The 18,326-nt window shown below is 47.6% G+C and carries 16 protein-coding genes; all 16 read left to right on the top strand.

Annotated elements, in window-relative coordinates; genetic code table 11:
• Position 1 precedes the first annotated feature (1 nt).
• Positions 2-1,399: a F0F1 ATP synthase subunit beta gene (gene atpD / locus QFZ77_RS04540; protein WP_171693076.1), complete on the top strand. Its 1,398-nt coding sequence runs from the start codon at positions 2-4 to the stop codon at positions 1,397-1,399.
• A 76-nt stretch (positions 1,400-1,475) separates the two neighbouring features.
• Entirely contained in the window at positions 1,476-1,880 is a 405-nt protein-coding gene (locus tag QFZ77_RS04535) for a F0F1 ATP synthase subunit epsilon (RefSeq protein ID WP_307436703.1), read from the top strand.
• Between the two features lie 232 nt (positions 1,881-2,112).
• Positions 2,113-2,478 (top strand): NADH-quinone oxidoreductase subunit A, encoded by a 366-nt coding sequence (locus QFZ77_RS04530; RefSeq protein ID WP_307449247.1) that lies wholly within the window; start codon positions 2,113-2,115, stop codon positions 2,476-2,478.
• Positions 2,463-2,981, top strand: coding sequence for a NuoB/complex I 20 kDa subunit family protein (locus QFZ77_RS04525; RefSeq protein ID WP_029195655.1), 519 nt, complete (start codon positions 2,463-2,465; stop codon positions 2,979-2,981). The genes QFZ77_RS04530 and QFZ77_RS04525 overlap by 16 nt, the downstream gene beginning before the upstream one ends.
• Before the next feature lie 518 nt (positions 2,982-3,499).
• Entirely contained in the window at positions 3,500-4,021 is a 522-nt protein-coding gene (locus QFZ77_RS04520) for an NADH-quinone oxidoreductase subunit C (protein WP_307436698.1), read from the top strand.
• A 3-nt stretch (positions 4,022-4,024) separates the two neighbouring features.
• A complete protein-coding gene (locus QFZ77_RS04515; RefSeq protein ID WP_307436694.1) occupies positions 4,025-5,125 on the top strand; it encodes an NADH-quinone oxidoreductase subunit D in 1,101 nt (366 codons plus the stop codon).
• On the top strand, positions 5,125-6,129 hold the full coding sequence (gene nuoH / locus QFZ77_RS04510) for an NADH-quinone oxidoreductase subunit NuoH (RefSeq protein WP_307436691.1): 1,005 nt from the start codon (positions 5,125-5,127) through the stop codon (positions 6,127-6,129). Before QFZ77_RS04515 ends, nuoH begins: the two co-directional genes overlap by 1 nt.
• A 44-nt stretch (positions 6,130-6,173) precedes the next feature.
• Entirely contained in the window at positions 6,174-6,626 is a 453-nt protein-coding gene (gene nuoI / locus QFZ77_RS04505) for an NADH-quinone oxidoreductase subunit NuoI (protein ID WP_029195651.1), read from the top strand.
• Positions 6,619-7,149: an NADH-quinone oxidoreductase subunit J gene (locus tag QFZ77_RS04500; protein WP_057303738.1), complete on the top strand. Its 531-nt coding sequence runs from the start codon at positions 6,619-6,621 to the stop codon at positions 7,147-7,149. The genes nuoI and QFZ77_RS04500 overlap by 8 nt, the downstream gene beginning before the upstream one ends.
• 2 nt (positions 7,150-7,151) lie before the next feature.
• Entirely contained in the window at positions 7,152-7,463 is a 312-nt protein-coding gene (nuoK, locus tag QFZ77_RS04495) for an NADH-quinone oxidoreductase subunit NuoK (protein WP_029195649.1), read from the top strand.
• A 15-nt stretch (positions 7,464-7,478) separates the two neighbouring features.
• A complete protein-coding gene (gene nuoL, locus QFZ77_RS04490) occupies positions 7,479-9,410 on the top strand; it encodes an NADH-quinone oxidoreductase subunit L (RefSeq protein WP_307436681.1) in 1,932 nt (643 codons plus the stop codon).
• Positions 9,400-11,022: a complex I subunit 4 family protein gene (locus tag QFZ77_RS04485; protein ID WP_307436677.1), complete on the top strand. Its 1,623-nt coding sequence runs from the start codon at positions 9,400-9,402 to the stop codon at positions 11,020-11,022. Before nuoL ends, QFZ77_RS04485 begins: the two co-directional genes overlap by 11 nt.
• Positions 11,023-11,026: 4 nt before the next feature.
• On the top strand, positions 11,027-12,538 hold the full coding sequence (locus QFZ77_RS04480; protein ID WP_307436674.1) for an NADH-quinone oxidoreductase subunit N: 1,512 nt from the start codon (positions 11,027-11,029) through the stop codon (positions 12,536-12,538).
• A 314-nt stretch (positions 12,539-12,852) separates the two neighbouring features.
• Positions 12,853-15,381, top strand: a complete 2,529-nt coding sequence (locus QFZ77_RS04475; protein ID WP_307436671.1) for a S8 family peptidase — start codon at positions 12,853-12,855, stop codon at positions 15,379-15,381.
• A 19-nt stretch (positions 15,382-15,400) separates the two neighbouring features.
• The gene (locus tag QFZ77_RS04470) at positions 15,401-15,661 is read left to right on the top strand and encodes a DUF1146 family protein (RefSeq protein WP_246321231.1); all 261 of its coding nucleotides are present in this window, start codon (positions 15,401-15,403) and stop codon (positions 15,659-15,661) included.
• 198 nt (positions 15,662-15,859) lie between these two features.
• On the top strand, positions 15,860-17,179 hold the full coding sequence (murA, locus tag QFZ77_RS04465) for a UDP-N-acetylglucosamine 1-carboxyvinyltransferase (protein ID WP_307449245.1): 1,320 nt from the start codon (positions 15,860-15,862) through the stop codon (positions 17,177-17,179).
• Positions 17,180-18,326 lie beyond the last annotated feature (1,147 nt).

Below are 18,326 nucleotides of genomic sequence, written 5' to 3'. Positions count from 1 at the left end.
CATGAGCAAAGGGCGCGTTGTAACAATTACAGGGCCAGTCGTCGACATTGAGTTCGAACGCGGACAACTCCCTGAAATTTTGAATGCAATCAAGATTGAAAGAAATGATAATGGCGTACTATCCACAATGACAGTCGAAGCAGCTGTTCACCTTGGTGACAACCTGGTTCGTTGTATTGCAATGTCCTCAACTGACGGACTTGTGCGTGGAGCAGCAGCTGAAGATACAAAAGCTGCAATTACCGTTCCGGTTGGAGCAGCAACACTAGGTCGCGTATTTAACGTATTGGGAGAGCCAATCGATGGTATCGAAGGCGTTGACCGTACATTTACAAGCGGCATTCACAAAGAAGCTCCAGCTTTCGAGAACTTGTCGACAAAAGCAGAGATTCTTGAAACAGGAATTAAAGTTATCGACCTTATGGCTCCTTATGTTAAGGGTGGTAAAATCGGTCTCTTCGGCGGCGCGGGTGTAGGTAAAACCGTAACGATGCAAGAATTGATCCACAACATTGCACAAGAGCATGGCGGTATCTCCGTTTTCGCAGGCGTTGGAGAGCGTACTCGTGAAGGTAATGACCTTTACCACGAGATGAAAGACTCCGGCGTTATCGCAAAAACAGCGATGGTATTCGGTCAAATGAACGAGCCTCCAGGCGCGCGTCTTCGCGTAGCTTTGTCCGGTTTGACAATGGCTGAGTATTTCCGTGATGAAGAAGGCAAAGACGTTCTTCTTTTCATCGATAACATTTTCCGCTTTACTCAAGCAGGTTCTGAGGTTTCCGCATTGCTGGGCCGTATGCCATCAGCAGTAGGTTACCAACCGACTCTGGCAACAGAGATGGGTCAACTGCAAGAGCGTATTACGTCCACGAAAAAAGGTTCCGTTACTTCCATTCAAGCGATTTACGTTCCTGCCGATGACTATACGGATCCGGCTCCAGCAACGGCTTTCGCTCACTTGGACGCAACAACGAACTTGGAGCGTAGTATTGCTGCAGCAGGTATTTTCCCTGCGGTAGATCCACTTGCTTCCTCTTCCCGTATCTTGACGCCAGAAATACTTGGCGAAGATCACTATAAAACAGCACAAGGTGTTAAACGAATTCTTCAACGTTACAAAGAGCTTCTGGATATTATCGCAATCTTGGGTATGGATGAGTTATCCGATGAGGATAAATTGACTGTACAGCGTGCGCGTCGTCTCCGCTTGTTCTTGTCTCAGCCTCTTCACGTTGCTGAGCCGTTCAACGGTTTCCCAGGTCTTTATGTTCCATTGAAAGAAACTGTGCGCAGCTTCAAAGAAATCCTTGAAGGTAAGCACGACAACCTTCCTGAAGTGGCTTTCCACAACGTGGGAACGATCGAGGACGCTATCGAGAAAGCAAAAACACTGTAAGTTTGGCTTAATGCCAACGCAGTAATGCTTACGAAGCCAGTTTTGCCTAGCAAAACTCTAAGGGAGGAGAATCCAAGTGAGTACATTCCTACTGGAAATTGTTACTCCGGAGCGCAAAGTGTACGCTGAACAAGTGAACATGGTTAGCGTGAAGGGTGTCGAAGGGGAGCTTGGAATTCTGCCGAATCACATTCCACTGGTCACTCCATTGAAAATTGCGCCTATTACTGTGAAGAAACAGGGCTCTAAAGACGAAATCATCGCGGTAAACGGCGGTTTCATGGAAGTGCGCAAGGATAAGGTGGTTATATTGGCGGAAAGCGCCGAGCTACCAGAACAAATTGATATCGATCGTGCGAAAGCAGCGAAAGAACGTGCGGAGAAGCGTATAGCCGAAACCAAACAAGATAACGTTGACTTCAAACGTGCGGAAGCTGCTTTGCAAAGAGCAGTAAATCGTATCAGTGTGTCCGGGAAATAATAGATGTTTGATGAAAAGCGGGGGAACTTTGGTTCCTCCGCTTTTTTTTCGAATAGGAAGATTAAAAAAAGATAATTATGGAAAATCTACTCACTAGGAATGAAAAGTGGGGTTTGGAATTAGTCATCGACGCCCAAAAGGCTTTTTGTTATAATATTGAAGGTGAATATTACCAAAACTAGTAGCACGCATAAGAAAAGCAAATACGAATGGAGGCGGTTACATTCACATGATGTATACAAATAACTATGTAATCGTAGCGATCTTTCTAGGATTAGGTATTCTTCTCCCTATGATAGCGCTAACGGTAGGCAAATGGTTGAGACCGAGTAAACCCGTCGATGAAAAGTATACGACGTATGAGAGTGGTAATGAGCCTGTAGGTGAGGGACAAATCCGGTTTAACATTCGTTATTATTTATTTGCTTTGATGTTTGTTATCTTTGATGTGGAAACCGTGTTCCTGTATCCGTGGGCTGTTGCTTTTAATCAGCTTGGACTATTTGCCTTAGTGGAAATGTGTATTTTTGTAGCCTTGCTTGCCATTGGATTAATATACGCTTGGAAGAAGAAGGTGCTGCAATGGACTTCAGTCTAGAGTCAATATCTCCCGAAGAACGGGAAGAATTAAACCGTAATGTCTTTATGACGACACTGGAGCAAGTGAAAGCTTGGGCTCGCAGTAATTCGCTTTGGCCGTTAACTTTTGGTCTGGCCTGTTGTGCCATCGAAATGATGGGTACCGGCGGATCCCACTATGATTTAGACCGTTTCGGAGTCATCTTCCGTACGTCTCCTAGACAATCTGATGTCATGATTGTGGCGGGGACTGTAACGAAGAAAATGGCTCCTTTGCTGCGCCGTCTTTACGAACAAATGCCTGAACCGAAATGGGTCATTGCGATGGGGTCCTGCGCTACGGCAGGCGGACCTTATGTGAAGTCGTACTCCGTCGTTAAGGGAGTTGACCAAATTGTTCCGGTTGATGTTTATATTCCGGGTTGTCCACCGAACCCGGCCGCACTCATTTATGGGATAAACAAGCTTCAGGAGAAGATTCGCTATGAAGCGAAGACTGGGAAGCAGGTGACCAATCGATGAGTGATGAGAAGAAGCCGGAGGAGAAGGTAGCCCCGTCTCCAACTGCTGATGGAAAGAAAGTGAATGAATCGCCTTTAGAGGAAGCAATCGCTAAAGTGGGCGATCTTCCGCCGGAGGCGCGCGCGAGTAAGACGCCGCTTAGCGCGGACGTGCAGGCTGCGGTAGATCGCGCGGCGGAGAAGCAGGCCGCTGACCCGGCTGCGCAGACGACGAGCGAGCCGAGCGATGCGCCTGCGGCTGAGCTTGCGGAGCAAGATCCTGGCAGCGGCGACGCAGACGCAGCGAAGGGCAGTGACGCAGCCGTGAGCGCGAACGCGCCAGCAGCGAGTGACGCGGCAGCGGAGCGCGCCGCGGCGAGAGCCGCCCGCCTCGCTGCGCGGGCGGCCGCTGAGCCGACGGACGAGCCCGCGTCGGCAGCAGCACCAACCCCAGCGTCTGCGGATGCTGGGGACGACGAGAAGGCGGCCAAAGTCCAGGCCGCCGCAGAAGCACGCGCTGCGCGAGCTAGCGCGCGCGGGGTGAAGCCCGAGTCGGCGGAGCCTGAAGCGCCGAAGGAGCCTTCACCGAATCAGCCGTTGCTTGATCGGCTGGTCGCGATTTTGAAAGCCGACGTTGGCGAAGACACCGTCGTCGATGCATTCATCAACGAAAGGGACGCGCATCGTCCTTACGTAGTCATTCACAGCTCACGTTGGCTGCAGGCCGCGCTGACGCTCAGGGATCATAAAGAGCTTCGCTGCGATTACTTGCGCAATCTGTCGGGCGTTGACCAAGAGACGCACCTAGAGGTGGCGTATCATCTGTTATCCCTCACACACAAGCATGAGTATTGTGTGAAAGTGAAAACAGATCGAGAGCAGCCAAGCATTCCTTCTGTGGCTCCAGTATGGGCTACCGCAGATTGGAATGAACGGGAAGTGTTCGATCTACTGGGTATCGATTTCCCAGGTCACCCTAACTTAGTAAGAATCATGATGCCTGACGATTGGGTCGGCCATCCACTGCGCAAAGATTACGAACCGCTTGACCCGGAGGTGTAGCTCGTGTTACGGACAGAAGAACTCCTGTTAAACGTTGGTCCTCAGCATCCTAGTACGCACGGGGTTTTCCGCGTGATCGTGAAGTTGGATGGAGAGGTTATTAAAGAAGCAATACCCGTGATGGGCTATCTACATAGAGGAACAGAGAAATTAGCGGAGAACCTTAGCTATACACAAATTATTCCTTACACGGACCGTATGGATTACGTATCGGCGATGACAACCAACTACGTGCTAGTGAATGCCGTAGAGAAAATGATGCAGCTCGAAGTACCAGAACGAGCGGAGTTTCTTCGCTTAATCGTGATGGAGCTTCAACGTATTGCCTCTCACATGGTGTGGTGGGGAACCTATTTGTTGGACATTGGTGCGATGAGCCCGTTCTTATATGCGTTCCGTGATCGGGAAATTATTATCGATTTGTTCAACGAATTATGCGGCGCTCGTCTAACCTACAACTACATGCGTGTAGGAGGGGTGAAGTGGGACGCTCCAGAGGGTTGGATCGATAAAGTTAAGAAATTTATTCCTTATATGTACGGTAAATTGGAAGAGTATCACACGTTAGTAACGGGGAATGAGATCTTTCTATCCCGTATCAAGGGTGTAGGCAAGTATGATGCAGAGACAGCCATTGCGTATGGCCTTAGCGGCGCTAACTTGAGATGTACGGGTGTAGACTGGGATATCCGCAAAACGCAGCCGTACAGCCTGTACAGCCGCTTTCAGTTCGACGTGCCTGTTCGCAGCGGCGGCGATTGCTATGATCGTTACTTGCTTCGTATGGAGGAAGTTAAGCAATCCCTTCGTATCCTGGAGCAAGCTGTTGAGCAGTTTCCCGAGCAAGGCGAGACCATGGGCAAGGTGCCTAGAGTCATTCGTCCTCCAGAAGGGGAAGTGTATTCGGCTATTGAGTCTCCGCGCGGGGAAATTGGCTGCTATATTATTTCCCGAGGCAAAGCAGAGCCTTTCCGTTTGAAATTCCGAAGACCTTCCTTCGTGAATCTGCAAATTTTGCCCAAGCTGCTGGTCGGTGAGTCGATGACCAACTTGATTACGATTCTAGGCGGCATCGATATTGTCGTTGGGGAGGTGGATGCCTAATGGTGAATTTATTGGAGGAGAGTCTAACATGGACGAACTTCTTCGTTTTCCTGTTCTGGGGCATCGTCATGCTGATGCTTGTCCTAGGCTTCGTAACCTATGCGATTTACTTCGAGCGTAAGGTTATCGGCTGGATGCAGATGCGGATCGGACCGAACCGAACGGGGCCTTTTGGGCTTCTGCAAAGTGTTGCGGATGTCTTCAAGCTTCTAATCAAAGAGGATACAATTCCTAAAAAAGCAGAGCGCGAGCTTTTCATTCTGGCGCCTATCATTACGTTTATTCCTTCGTTCACAATTATTGCGACGATTCCATTTTCGGATCGTTTGTTTAATGCGAATTTGAATGTCGGTCTGCTCTTTTATGTAGCCCTAACGGGGATTTCTACGATTGGTATCATCCTTGGCGGTTGGGCATCGAATAACAAATATGCGCTGTTAGGCGGTATGCGTTCCGCGGCTCAAATGATTAGTTATGAGGTACCGCTCGTCATCTCCGTTATTGGTGTCATCATGATGACAGGTAGTTTAAATCTACATACAATTGTTGATCATCAAACAGGCGGTTTCTGGCATTGGAATTTCATTCCTCAGATTCTGGGCTTTATCATTTTTGTTATAGCCGGAGTCTCGGAGCTCAATCGAACGCCGTTTGACTTGCCGGAAGCGGAGTCTGAGCTGGTTGCTGGTTACCATGTGGAATACAGTGGTTTCCGCTTCGCTTTTTTCATGCTATCGGAGTATGTTTACGTGTTCGTCATTGCTTCCCTTACGAGCTTGATTTTCCTGGGTGGATGGCACTCGCCGTTCCCATTCCTTGATTTCATTCCGGGTATTATCTGGTTCCTGCTGAAATTCTCTTCGGTTGTGTTCTTCCTATTCTGGCTGCGCGCGACGCTGCCCCGGGTACGGGTAGACCAACTCATGGGATTCGGCTGGAAAGTGCTGCTTCCATTGGCACTGGTTAATATGCTGATTACGGCGATCGTAATGACCATCACATAGCTTACGAATCAAGTTTCCTACGGAAACTCTAAGGAGGGAAACGAATGAAGGGCATAATGAAAGGTTTAGGCGTAACGTTTAAAAGTATGACGCAGAAAAAAATAACGTACGCATATCCTGACGTTCCGATTAAAATGCCGGACCGCTTTCGCGGTATTCAATATTTTGATCCAGAGAAATGCATTGTGTGTAATCAATGTGCACGCGTTTGTCCGACGGAGTGTATCACCCTAACAGGTAAAGCGAATCCTGACCCAGAGAAAAAGGGTAAGGTTATCGATACGTACGATATTAACTTCGAGATTTGTATTCTGTGCGATCTCTGCACTGAGGTCTGTCCGACAGAAGCAATCGTCATGACGAACAATTTTGAGCTGAGTACCTACAGTCGTGATGATTTGTTCAAAAATATGCAGTGGTTAAGCGAAAACACGCAAAATATCCGTCAAGAGAACAACTCAGCTTTGCCAAAAGGGGGGGCCAAGAAAGATGTTTAGCGGAATTGGTGATTTCTTATCCAACGGTTCAAGCTGGGCTTTCTTCGTCTTCGCTCTACTCGCAATTGGCGGAGCTATCTTCATGATTTCATTTACCAAAGTCGTTCACATGGTCATTGCCGTTGCCCTTACGTTTATTAGTTTGGCGGGGCTGTATGTCATTCTGGAGGCTGAGTTTGTAGCTTTCGTGCAAGTGTTGATCTACGCAGGTGCAATCTCGATTCTGATGATTTTCGGCATTATGATGACGAGGCACAGACAAGGGGAAGAAGAGGAGCCTAAGCGTCCTTGGCATGAAGGCCTAGCGATTATTGGTGCTTTGGGATTGTTCGGAGTGTTGTTTTATGCCATTCAAAAAACGACCTTTGTCGCTTCGGGTACCCTGGATGCTGGCAAGGATAACACACTAGAAATCGGAAAACTGCTCTATAACGAGCACGTTATCCCTTTCGAAATCATGTCGGTGCTGCTGACGGTAGCCTTCATCGGTGCCATCGTGGTCGCGAAGAGAGAGGAGGATTAGCTGTGGGCAACATTATTACTCCCTATCTCACGCTGGCGGCAATCCTGTTCTGCATCGGCTTATACGGTGCGTTAACGAAGAAGAACGGGGTTATCGTCCTGCTTTCGATTGAGCTTATGCTGAATGCGGTGAACTTGAATTTGATTGCCTTTTCGAAGCTTGGTGACCATCCGGCTCTTACCGGACAGATTTTCTCGCTTTTCAACATCACCATAGCTGCTGCTGAGGCGGCTGTCGGGATCGCGATTCTAATTACCATTTACAGAAATAAAGGGACAGTAGAAGTTACGGATTTGGATTCTATGAAGCGCTAGGAGGCTAACAAGGATATGGTATCGGACTATTCACAGTACGCCTGGCTCATTCCGTTGTTTCCGCTGCTTGCTTTTCTAGCGCTTACGGCTATGGGACGTCAATTAAAAGATCTAGGTATTTACATCAGTATTTTCGCGATGCTGGCATCATTTATCGTGGCTTTGCTGATTTTCGTTGAACGAATTGGCGGTAAAGTGGAGGATTACACGTGGAATAAGCTGCATTGGCTGCAAGTGGGCGATTTCACGCTGAATATGGGCTTTGAGGTTAACAATCTGAACGCCTTGATGCTCGTGATTGTCACACTGGTGTCTTTGCTGGTGAACATTTATTCCAAGGGTTATATGAAAGGCGACGAGCGAATTCATGTATTTTTTGGCTATATCGCTTTGTTCTCCTTCTCTATGCTTGGTCTTGTTATCTCGGAAAATATGCTGGAGCTGTACATCTTCTGGGAGCTTGTAGGGGTATGTTCCTTCCTGCTCGTCGGATTCTGGTACTTCAAGCCAGAAGCGAAGGCTGCTGCGAAAAAGGCATTCATCGTTACCCGTATCGGGGACGTTGGCCTATTTATTGCCATTCTGCTGTTGTACTGGTACATGCCAGGGCATGCACTTGATTTCACATCTATTCATAATGCTTTTACAACGGGCAAAATCGACCCAACGATCATCACATGGATTGCTATTCTGATCTTCATCGGGGCGATGGGTAAGTCTGGTCAATTCCCGCTGCATACGTGGCTGCCCGATGCTATGGAAGGTCCAACGCCGATAAGTGCGCTAATCCACGCAGCAACGATGGTTGCCGCTGGGGTGTACCTCGTTGCGCGTACCTTTGATATTTTCCACGCATCGCCGGATGCTTTGCTTGTTGTAGCATATGTGGGTGGTTTCACAGCGATTTTTGCGGCCACGATTGGTATTGTTCAGAACGATATCAAACGCATTCTCGCCTACTCGACCGTGAGTCAACTCGGTTATATGATGATGGCACTCGGGATTGGCGTTTCCTACACGTCTGGTATGTTCCATTTGTTCACGCATGCCTTCTTCAAAGCGCTGCTCTTCTTGGGCGCAGGCAGTGTGATTCACGCTGTTCATACGCAGGACATTAACGAAATGGGCGGCTTATCCCGCAAAATGAAAATCACGACCTGGACATTCGGCATAGGCACGCTGGCACTGTCAGGTATTTTCCCTTTCGCAGGGTTCTGGTCGAAGGATATGATCTTGACGGAAGCCTACGAGCATAACCAGCTCTTGTTCTGGGTCGGTGTCATTGCTGCCTTCTTCACAGCGTTCTATATGTCGCGTCTGTTTTTCCTCGTGTTTATGGGATCGCCTAGAGGCAAAGCAAAGACTACTGATGACGATCACGACGATCATGGTCATGCAGCGCATACCGCTCATGAACCCCATGAATCTCCGGCAACAATGACCACGCCATTGATTGTTCTTGCTGTGCTTGCTGTTGTTGCGGGCTTTGTGAATACACCGTTTAACGAATGGCTCAGTCAGTGGTTGACCGGGCATGATCATGATGAGAAAGCCAATTGGACCGTTATTATTTTGTCCACACTGGCTGGTGTGCTTGGAATTGGGCTCGGTTACTTGATCTACCTCAAACGTACGATTCCGCGCGATGTGGTTTCCAGTAAAATGCCGTGGCTGTATACGCTGCTGAATCGTAAATATTTCATTGATGAAATTTATGATGGCGTCATTGTAAAACCGCTTCGCGGTTTAGGCTGGATACTCGAATTGTTTGATGTGTATATCGTTGACGGTATTGTGCGTTTGATCGCCTTTACTGTGGTCGGACTAGGGCGTCTAGGCTCGCGTCTTCAAAATGGTCAACTACAAACCTATGGTGTCATCATGATTTTGGGGATGCTGATTTTGGTACTCGCCATCGCAGGAAGGAGGTTCATCCATGCTGGCTAGTATACCCATCCTAAGTATGATCGCCTTCTCGCCTCTTTTGGGCGTTCTGGTCTTGCTCTTCATCCGTGGTGATCGAGGCCGATTGATTAAAACAATTGGTATTGTCACGACACTGATCCCGCTTATTCTGGCGGCTTGGTTGTATAGTGATTACAATTATCAGGGTGATCCGATTCAGTATAAAGAACAGCTGGACTGGATCAAAGTTCCGCTTAATCATGAGGGAATTCAGCAAATTACTTCGTATTTCTTCGAGTTTAAGTATTCGTTGGCGGTTGACGGCATCTCCTTGCCTCTGGTGTTTCTAACCGCACTTGTATCGTCAATGGCTGCTTTAGCTTCGGTGTATATCAAGAAACGTTGGAAAACGTACTTCATTCTGTTCTTGCTGCTGGAAACCGGTATGTTCGGAGTTTTCTTATCACAGGATCTCTTCTTGTTCTTCTTGTTCTTCGAAATTACGCTCGTACCGATGTTCTTCTTGATTGGTATTTGGGGGTATATGAATCGGGAGCAAGCTGCTAACCGCTTCCTGCTTTACAATGGACTTGGCTCGGCGATCATGTTGATCGCGTTCTTAATCCTCGTCAGCACGGCTGGATTCAACCAGGTGCCTTCGCAGACAGAAGCTGTCATTTACTACAGCGGTGACATTCATACGATTGCACATAATTTGCTGCAAGATCCCACCGCTTATGTCAATCAAGAAGGATCGCCGTTCTTCCTTAGTCAGAGCATGAAATGGACCGTGTTTATTATGCTTCTGGTTGCCTTTGGCATTAAGCTGCCAATCTTCCCGTTCCATACATGGATGCTCAAAGTACATACAGAGGCTCCGCCTGCTGTTGTTATGATTCACTCCGGAATTTTGCTGAAAATGGGGGCCTACGGCCTCATCCGATTCGGCATTCTGTTCTTCCCTGGGGAAGCCAAGCAGTGGGCCTGGATGCTGGCGCTCCTCGGCGTCATCAATATCGTGTACGGCGCGATTCTCGCCATGGTACAAAAGGACTTCAAGCTCGTGCTGGCCTACTCGAGTATTAGCCACATGGGCATCGTCCTGCTGGGTCTCGCCGCGTTCAATGTGTCGGGCCTGCAGGGCGCCGTGTTCCAACTGATCTCACACGGCCTCATCTCGGCCCTGATGTTCTTGCTCGTAGGCAGCATCTACGAGCGAACCCAAACGACGCAGCTCGACCAATTAGGCGGTCTCGCGTCGTCCATACCGTTCATCAGCGGCATTCTGCTGGTCGCTGGTATGGCATCGCTCGGATTACCGGGCTTATCCGGCTTCATCAGTGAGTTCCTCGCGTTTCTCGGACTCTTCGAAACGCACCGAGTATACGCGATAGTCGGTACACTTGGGATCATTTTTACCGCGGTTTACGTGCTGCGCGGGGTTCTGAACATCACGTTCGGCCCTAAACAGCCGAACCTGCAGCTGCAAGGCATACGCGACGCCAGATTAATCGAGGCCGTGCCGATGATTACATTGGTGGCGTTCATTCTCTTGCTCGGTGTATACCCAAGCGTGCTAAGTCAGCCGCTTCAGCAAACGATAGGCAGCTTGGATCAATTGATCCAAAGCGTTGCCGGGAAGATAGGAGGTTAGACCAGTGGAACAGATAAGACTCCATGTCGCTGATTTAGTGCATCTGCTCCCTGAGCTTTCGCTGGTTGCCACTGCGATCATCCTATCTCTCTTGGATTTGGTCCTTCCCAACAGGCTTAGTCGCTCGATAATTGGATGGCTGACGTTGGTTGGCATCGCTATTTCTGCGATATTCGTTGTTATGCAGTTGAATCCAGAAGAGGCTATTGGGCTGCTCAATAATAGCTACAGAGTGGATGATTTCTCGAATCTGCTCAAATTGTTCACTTTATTAGGTACTGGCTTCGTTGTCTTGATGAGCTTAGGCTTCATCAAAGAAGAGGCCATTCCACATGTCGGGGAGTATTACTACTTCTATCTGCCCGCCGCGCTCGGTGCGATGATTATGTCATCCTCGGGTGACCTTATCACGCTGTACGTTGGGTTGGAGCTGCTGAGTATTACTTCGTACTTGCTCGTAGCTATGAAGAAGAAAGATAACAAATCTAACGAGGGTGCCTTCAAGTATTTGGTCATGGGCGGTATTTCATCTGCGATCATCTTGTATGGCATGTCCTTCCTATACGGGATGGTCGGTTCCAGCAATCTGTCGCAGATTGGTGCTGCTCTTCCATCACTCGTAACTGCTTACGAGCCGTTGCTCTATGTAGCATTCTTCATGTTGTTGGCTGGCTTCGGCTTCAAAATCGCCGCTGCCCCGTTCCACAGTTGGGCACCGGATGTGTACCAAGGCGCACCGACGCCAGTCACGGCATTTTTGGCCGTCGTGTCCAAGGGTGCCGGCTTCGCCATCCTATTCCGCGTATTCTACGTGCTGTTTGGATTTAGCAGCTTTGAAAACAGCAGCTTTCAATCGGACGTGTTCCTGGCCATATCGGTCATGGCTGCCATCGCGATGGTAACCGGTAATTTCATTGCGCTGAAGCAAACGAATATGAAAAGGCTTTTGGCCTACTCAGGAATTGCCAATGCAGGTTACTTACTCGTTCCGATTGGAACTTACTTTTCCGGTACCCATTACGCGAACTTTTCTGAATTTATTTTCTATCTGATCGCGTACTTGTTTATGAATATCGGAGCTTTTGCTGTGCTGATGATCATTGAGCAAGCGGAAGGGCATACCGAGGCGAAGGGGTTTGGTGGTCTCTATTACAGGGCCCCAATAACAGCCGTAGCTATGGTGCTCATCGTGCTTTCTTTGGCTGGTATTCCTTTATCTGGCGGGTTTTTCGGAAAGCTCTACATCATCCTGGGAACAATGCAGACCCAGCACTATTGGTTAGGGGGACTGATGATAGCTACCAGTGTGGTATCCTTTTACTACTATTTTGGCATCGTACGCCAAATGTTTATGCGCAGCGATTACGAGCCTGCCGAGATTAAGGTGTCGATTCCATTAGGGATAACAGTTTGGTTATGTGCCCTCATCAGCGTGGCGCTGGGCGTTGTTCCACACCTTGTGTTGAAAGGCATCGAAGCCATTTTCACCTTGACGAAGGATTTTCTGATTATGTAAATTTATGAATAAGCCTTTCCCTGCTTAAAAAGTGGGGGAAGGCTTTTTTGCGTTGATTTACGCGTTCAGCTGATTCCAGATGAATGAGTCATTTATCGCTTTTGCAGCAAATTATTCCAAGGGCTTCACGGCCTGTCATTTCGATGTACAATATACAGGAGAATGATTGACCGCCATCCCATACATACAAAAATTTTTTCCCGAATATCTGAACTTTTTGCGACGAAAAACCGTTATATGTATCGAGAAGACGGGTAATGTGGTATAGATAGAGAAGGAAAAAAGATCATACAAGAAAAAGGACCTGTGATTTCATGAAATGTACTCGACACCTTTGGCTCATTGTACTAATGATGCTTGTTGTGGAACTTACAGGGATGATAACGAAAGTAGAAGCAGCCTACCCGGTGTCGACGGATCCCATGAGAGTGAAACAAACCTATCTGGATATGATCCACATCGATCAAGCATGGGCTGCGGCAGGAGATTCCCGGACACCAATTGTAGTAGCGGTCGTCGATACGGGCGTTGATCTTGTACATCCTGATTTAGTTGGTAATTTAGTAGATGGTGTGAATCTGCTTCAGCCTTCGAAAAAGCCTCAAGATGATAATGGACATGGAACGAACGTAGCAGGTATCATTGCGGCCACGTTCAATAACGATAAAGGGATTGCAGGCATAGCCCCAAATGCCAAGATTATGCCAATCAAAGCATTGGAGGCCGACGGTACAGGCGGCGAAGTGAAGCTTGGCGAAGGTATCAAGTATGCAGTGGATCACGGCGCGAAAATCGTAGTGCTTTCCCTAGGGCTGAACAAATACTCCGATTATATGGAAGGCATTGTGCAGTATGCAGAGGATCGTAATGTACTGCTCGTAGCCGCTGTTGGCAATGAAAGTACAAGTGTGAAATACCCTGCGGCATATCCAACTGTTCTAGCTGTAGGAGGCGTTAACTCGGAAAGGCTTGCTGACCCTCGTTCGAACTTTGGGCCGGAGCTGGATCTTGTGGCGCCATGGGATGTATACACAACAGCACTAGGTGGCGGCTATCAGTACCAAGATGGAAGCTCCATGTCTGCACCCCAGGTTGCTGCAGCTGCAGCTCTGGTATGGGGCAAATACCCGAGTATGAACGTGTATCAAGTTCGTGCGCAGCTCGAGCAGACGGCAGAAGACTTGGCGTCAGGGGGATGGGATTCCAGAACGGGCTATGGTTTGTTAAGAGTGGATTTGGCACTGACGAAGCCGTACAGTGAGGATTACTTTGAGCCTAACGAAAATATGAATCAGGCTGCCATATTGCCGGTTCATACGGCTGTTAAAGCTGTACTTAGCTCGGCACAAGACCAAGATTGGTACGCCATTGATGCGGCTTATGATGGGTTTATTAAATTATGGCTGAATAGCGCAGATAGCTCGGGTGTCCGAGTGCGTTTCGATTCCGGAGAAACGTTTATCGCGAATAATACCACGGACGGAAGTCAGCCTTTCACGGTCTTTGTGACCAAAGGGCGCACGTACGTGCAGCTGCAGTCTGTGGATCGTTCCCGCAAGACGGCGTTAAATTACTCGATGCGAACGGATTTTGCTATTTATAAGGATCCATTTGAGGATAATGATAAGCAGTATAAAGCCTTCGTTTTACCTGATCGGAGTCAATCTATCCGAGGTACTTTTCATCAAAAAGGAGATCTGGATTGGTTTGCAATATCCCTAGAAAACTCAGGTACAATGCGTATCAGGCTATCCGTAGATACAGGGCGCATAGATCCGATGATCCTTTTCCAGAAGGAAGGGGAGAAGTCGATTACGATCGACCAAGCCGGAGATGGAGGTATCGAGGTCAGCTCCCAAATGGATCTGCTACCTGGTCAGTATTACATTCGTGTCAGCAATATGAAGGATTACTCAGAGCCGATTACGGGTGAGTATACGTTAGAAATTGAATACACGCCGAAGCTTATCGATCCGAATGAGCCGAATGATAAATCGTATCAAGCTACTTTTGCTGCGATGAATTCCGTGTATGAGGGTGTATTTAACAAAAGTGATGACGTTGATTGGTTCGAATTCCGCATGAGCAAGGACGGTCTCGCCCAAGTGCGTTTAACGAATATACCAACATCGCGCATTTTATATGCAACGCTATATGACAGTTCTTTGAGGGAACAAGGCTTTTATAGAAATGATTATGGTACGGATCAATTTTTTATTGAGAAAACCCTACCTGCAGGAACCTATTATATCAAGCTTCAAGCCAACCAATGGTTTATGAGTCAAATGTATCGGTTAAAAGTAGGCAGTTACACGCTGGTGAGCGGATTTGCCGACATTGATGGACACTGGGCAAAGGATGCCATTAGCCAGCTTACGGAGCAAGGAGTAATTAGCGGTTACGGAAACTACCGTTTTGCTCCAAATCAGCCCATTACGCGTGCAGAGGCAGCAACGGTATTGACGCGAGCTTTGAAGCTGTCTAAACGTCAGGAGCTGCGTTTCAGCGATATAGATGCTTCGCATTGGGCTTACGATTACGTAGCCAAAGCGGTTCAAGCGAATATTGTGGACGGCTACCCGGATGGAACATTTGGGCCTGATCGTACGCTTACACGTATGGAGATGACACAGATGCTTGCCCGCAGCATGAATATGACAGGGAAAAAACGGGGCAACTCACCTTTTAGTGATGTAAATGATACGTATTGGGGTGTGGGGATCCTGAAACAAATGTCGGCGGATGGTTGGATAAGCGGCTATTCGGACGGCACCTTCCGGCCTGATGAGCAAGCAACACGAGCTGAATTCGTAACACTGCTCGCTAAAGTAATGAATCGGTAAAACCGAAGAGGAGTGACTTATGGCAGATACAGACAAATGGAATGAAGCGGCGAAATATGCTTCGATGATGAATATGGTGGATATTGCTGTCTACATCATGTGTATTGGCTTATCGTGGTGGGCGCTGCAAGCGTTCCGCTTCGATGTCCTGCTCAAAAGACCTAAGGCGGCTCAAGCGATTATGCTGCAAATTTTGCTTTCTATTGCCCTCGGACACTTGGTTGCGAGTTTTTTTATCCAGTATTTAGGGCTCTCCATGGGCTTCGGTAAGATGTTTTAATCACATTTTTCGAATAATGAACAAGTTTGTTGTCAACAATGGATAATAGAACGGATCGAAAAATGAAACCTTCTCCGAACTCTATGTAGGTCAGTTGGAATACCAAAAGAACACAGTTGTAACTGTATGGGTTGAAATGATAAACTTAGGAAATGTGCAAAACCTTGTAATTTAAAATAAGTGCGCGGAGGGACCATGATGAGCAAAATTATCGTCCGCGGTGGCCGAAAGTTAGCTGGCAATGTGAAAATCAACGGAGCAAAGAATGCGGTTCTACCGATTATTGCAGCTTCCATTCTGGGTTCGGAAGGTGAAAGCGTCATCCATGATGCGCCTCCCCTTGACGATGTACTAGTCATTAATAAAGTATTGCAAAGCTTAGGTATTGAAGTGGAATATGACCGTCAGGTTATTCGTGTTCGTGCTCATAACATTAACACATGTGAAGCATCTTATGATCTAGTCCGTAAAATGAGAGCCTCTTTCCTCGTGATGGGTCCTTTGTTAGCAAGGCTTGGTCAAGCGAGAATTTCGCTCCCAGGCGGCTGTGCGATTGGCACAAGGCCAATTGATCAGCATCTCAAAGGTTTTGAAGCGATGGGTGCCGATATCGAACTGGGTCAAGGGTATATCGAAGCCAAAGTGAAAGGGCGCCTGAAGGGTGCCAAAATTTATCTCGATGTAGCCAGTGTAGGCGCAACCGAGAACATCATGATGGCTGCAACGCTCGCTGAGGGCACAACCACCATTGAGAATGCTGCTAAAGAGCCGGAAATTGTCGATTTGGCGAATTACTTGAATGCCATGGGCGCAACAATTCGCGGGGCAGGAACAGGTGTTATTCGCATAGAAGGCGTAGAGAAACTTCGTGGGATTGTACATACGGTTATTCCGGATCGCGTAGAAGCGGGTACATATATGATTGCCGCAGCTATTACTGGTAGTGAACTGTACATGGAGGGTGCTATTGGTGACCATCTCCGACCTGTTATTTCTAAAATGCAAGAAATGGGTGTTATCATCGAAGAAGATGAGAACGGTATTCGTGTCTGCGCTTCAGGGCCGCTTCGCGCGGTTGATGTGAAGACGCTGCCGTATCCGGGCTTCCCAACCGATATGCAGTCGCAAATGATGGCGCTGCTGATGGTGGCGGACGGCACGAGCCTCGTGACCGAGACCGTGTTCGAGAATCGGTTCATGCATGTCGAGGAGTTCTCGAACATGAACGCTCATATCAAGGTCGATGGCCGTACAGCTATCGTGAGTGGCAATGCCAAGCTTCAGGGTGCAAAGGTATGCGCAACAGACCTGCGGGCAGGGGCCGCCCTTATTCTAGCGGCGCTAGCTGCAGAAGGTGAAACCGAGATTACAGGCGTTCACCATATTGATCGCGGGTATGTTGATATTACTGACGTACTGCGTGAGCTAGGTGCGGATATTCAAAGATCGGTGCCGCAAGAAGTGGAGCAGGAAGCTGCGGAGTTGGGTTTTTTCAACATCCAGCCGACGCTTGCTTAGGATAGTGTTTGAAGAACCATCGGGGGGGTTGCTCCGATGGTTCTTTTTGCTTTAGAGCAGGTGGAGAGTATGCGCGATTGTTGCATATCTAGTGGATGCCCAACAACACGCAATGCTGTTGTATTTTGGGGACCGTTGATTCGTTTGACCTGAGCTTGTTCTACATGGATGAGTCTTAAATGGGAATCCATCGTCACATGTGCTCACTTGAGGTTACCGGATGAATGAATCCTTACTCTCAGTTGAATGATGTTGTACATTATGCAACAATTGCTGCCCAGATCCCGCCTTTCTCCCTTCAATGTTGCATAATGGAGTCAATTTCATAATTCAAAACCCTTGCTACAAAGGGACTTATAGCGCATTCAAAAACAGTCACCTACCCAAGTTATCCATTGGGTGCCAAGATATCATGTTATTCTCCGTTTAAGTACTACAAATCAGGGCATTTAAGTGGATAAATCCCTTTCTGAATTCTGTAATTGGTTTGAACGTCAATAGTTGTACGATGTTTAAGGCGCCTTATGGGAAAATCGGTCTTTTATTGTGAAATTAGCTCCTTAAGGTCTTATCCGACGATATTTCTACCGAATCCACACTTCACTTGAACGTTAAGAGTCTCTAGGGACTCTTATTTTTACAAAATACGCTGGAAATGAAGAAATAGCAGTCTCTAAAGGCTCTTATCCGATTGCTTTTCTCCCGAATTCACACTTTACTTGACGGATAAGAGTCTCTAGAGACTCTTATTTTTACAAAATACGCTGGAAATGAAGAAATAGCAGTCTCTAAAGGCTCTTATCCAACTGCATTTCTCCCGAATTGATCCCTTGTGGAAAAATTAGACTTTTATTATGAAATTGACTCTAATGTACAACAATTTGGCCCTTTACAGGGCCATTTCGCAACAAATGGGTTTGAGATGTTGTACAAACTGCAACTTCAACGTGAAAAATAGCCTTTGGACGTGTGAATTGTTGTAGAAACTGCAACATTGGTAACCACTATAGCCCGTCTACCTTACGAAGCTGCTGAACGCCGTAAGCTCTAGCATCCACAATCTCACGCATTTTACAAGATAGTCCATTGTTCTATTCTAGCAACCCCTATCATAAGCTAAGTCATATCAATTACATGCTAGTAAACG

The sequence above is a fragment of the Paenibacillus sp. V4I3 genome, assembly GCF_030817215.1.
Taxonomy (GTDB): Bacteria; Bacillota; Bacilli; order Paenibacillales; family NBRC-103111; genus Paenibacillus_E.
This window is presented reverse-complemented; position numbering and strand designations above follow the sequence as displayed.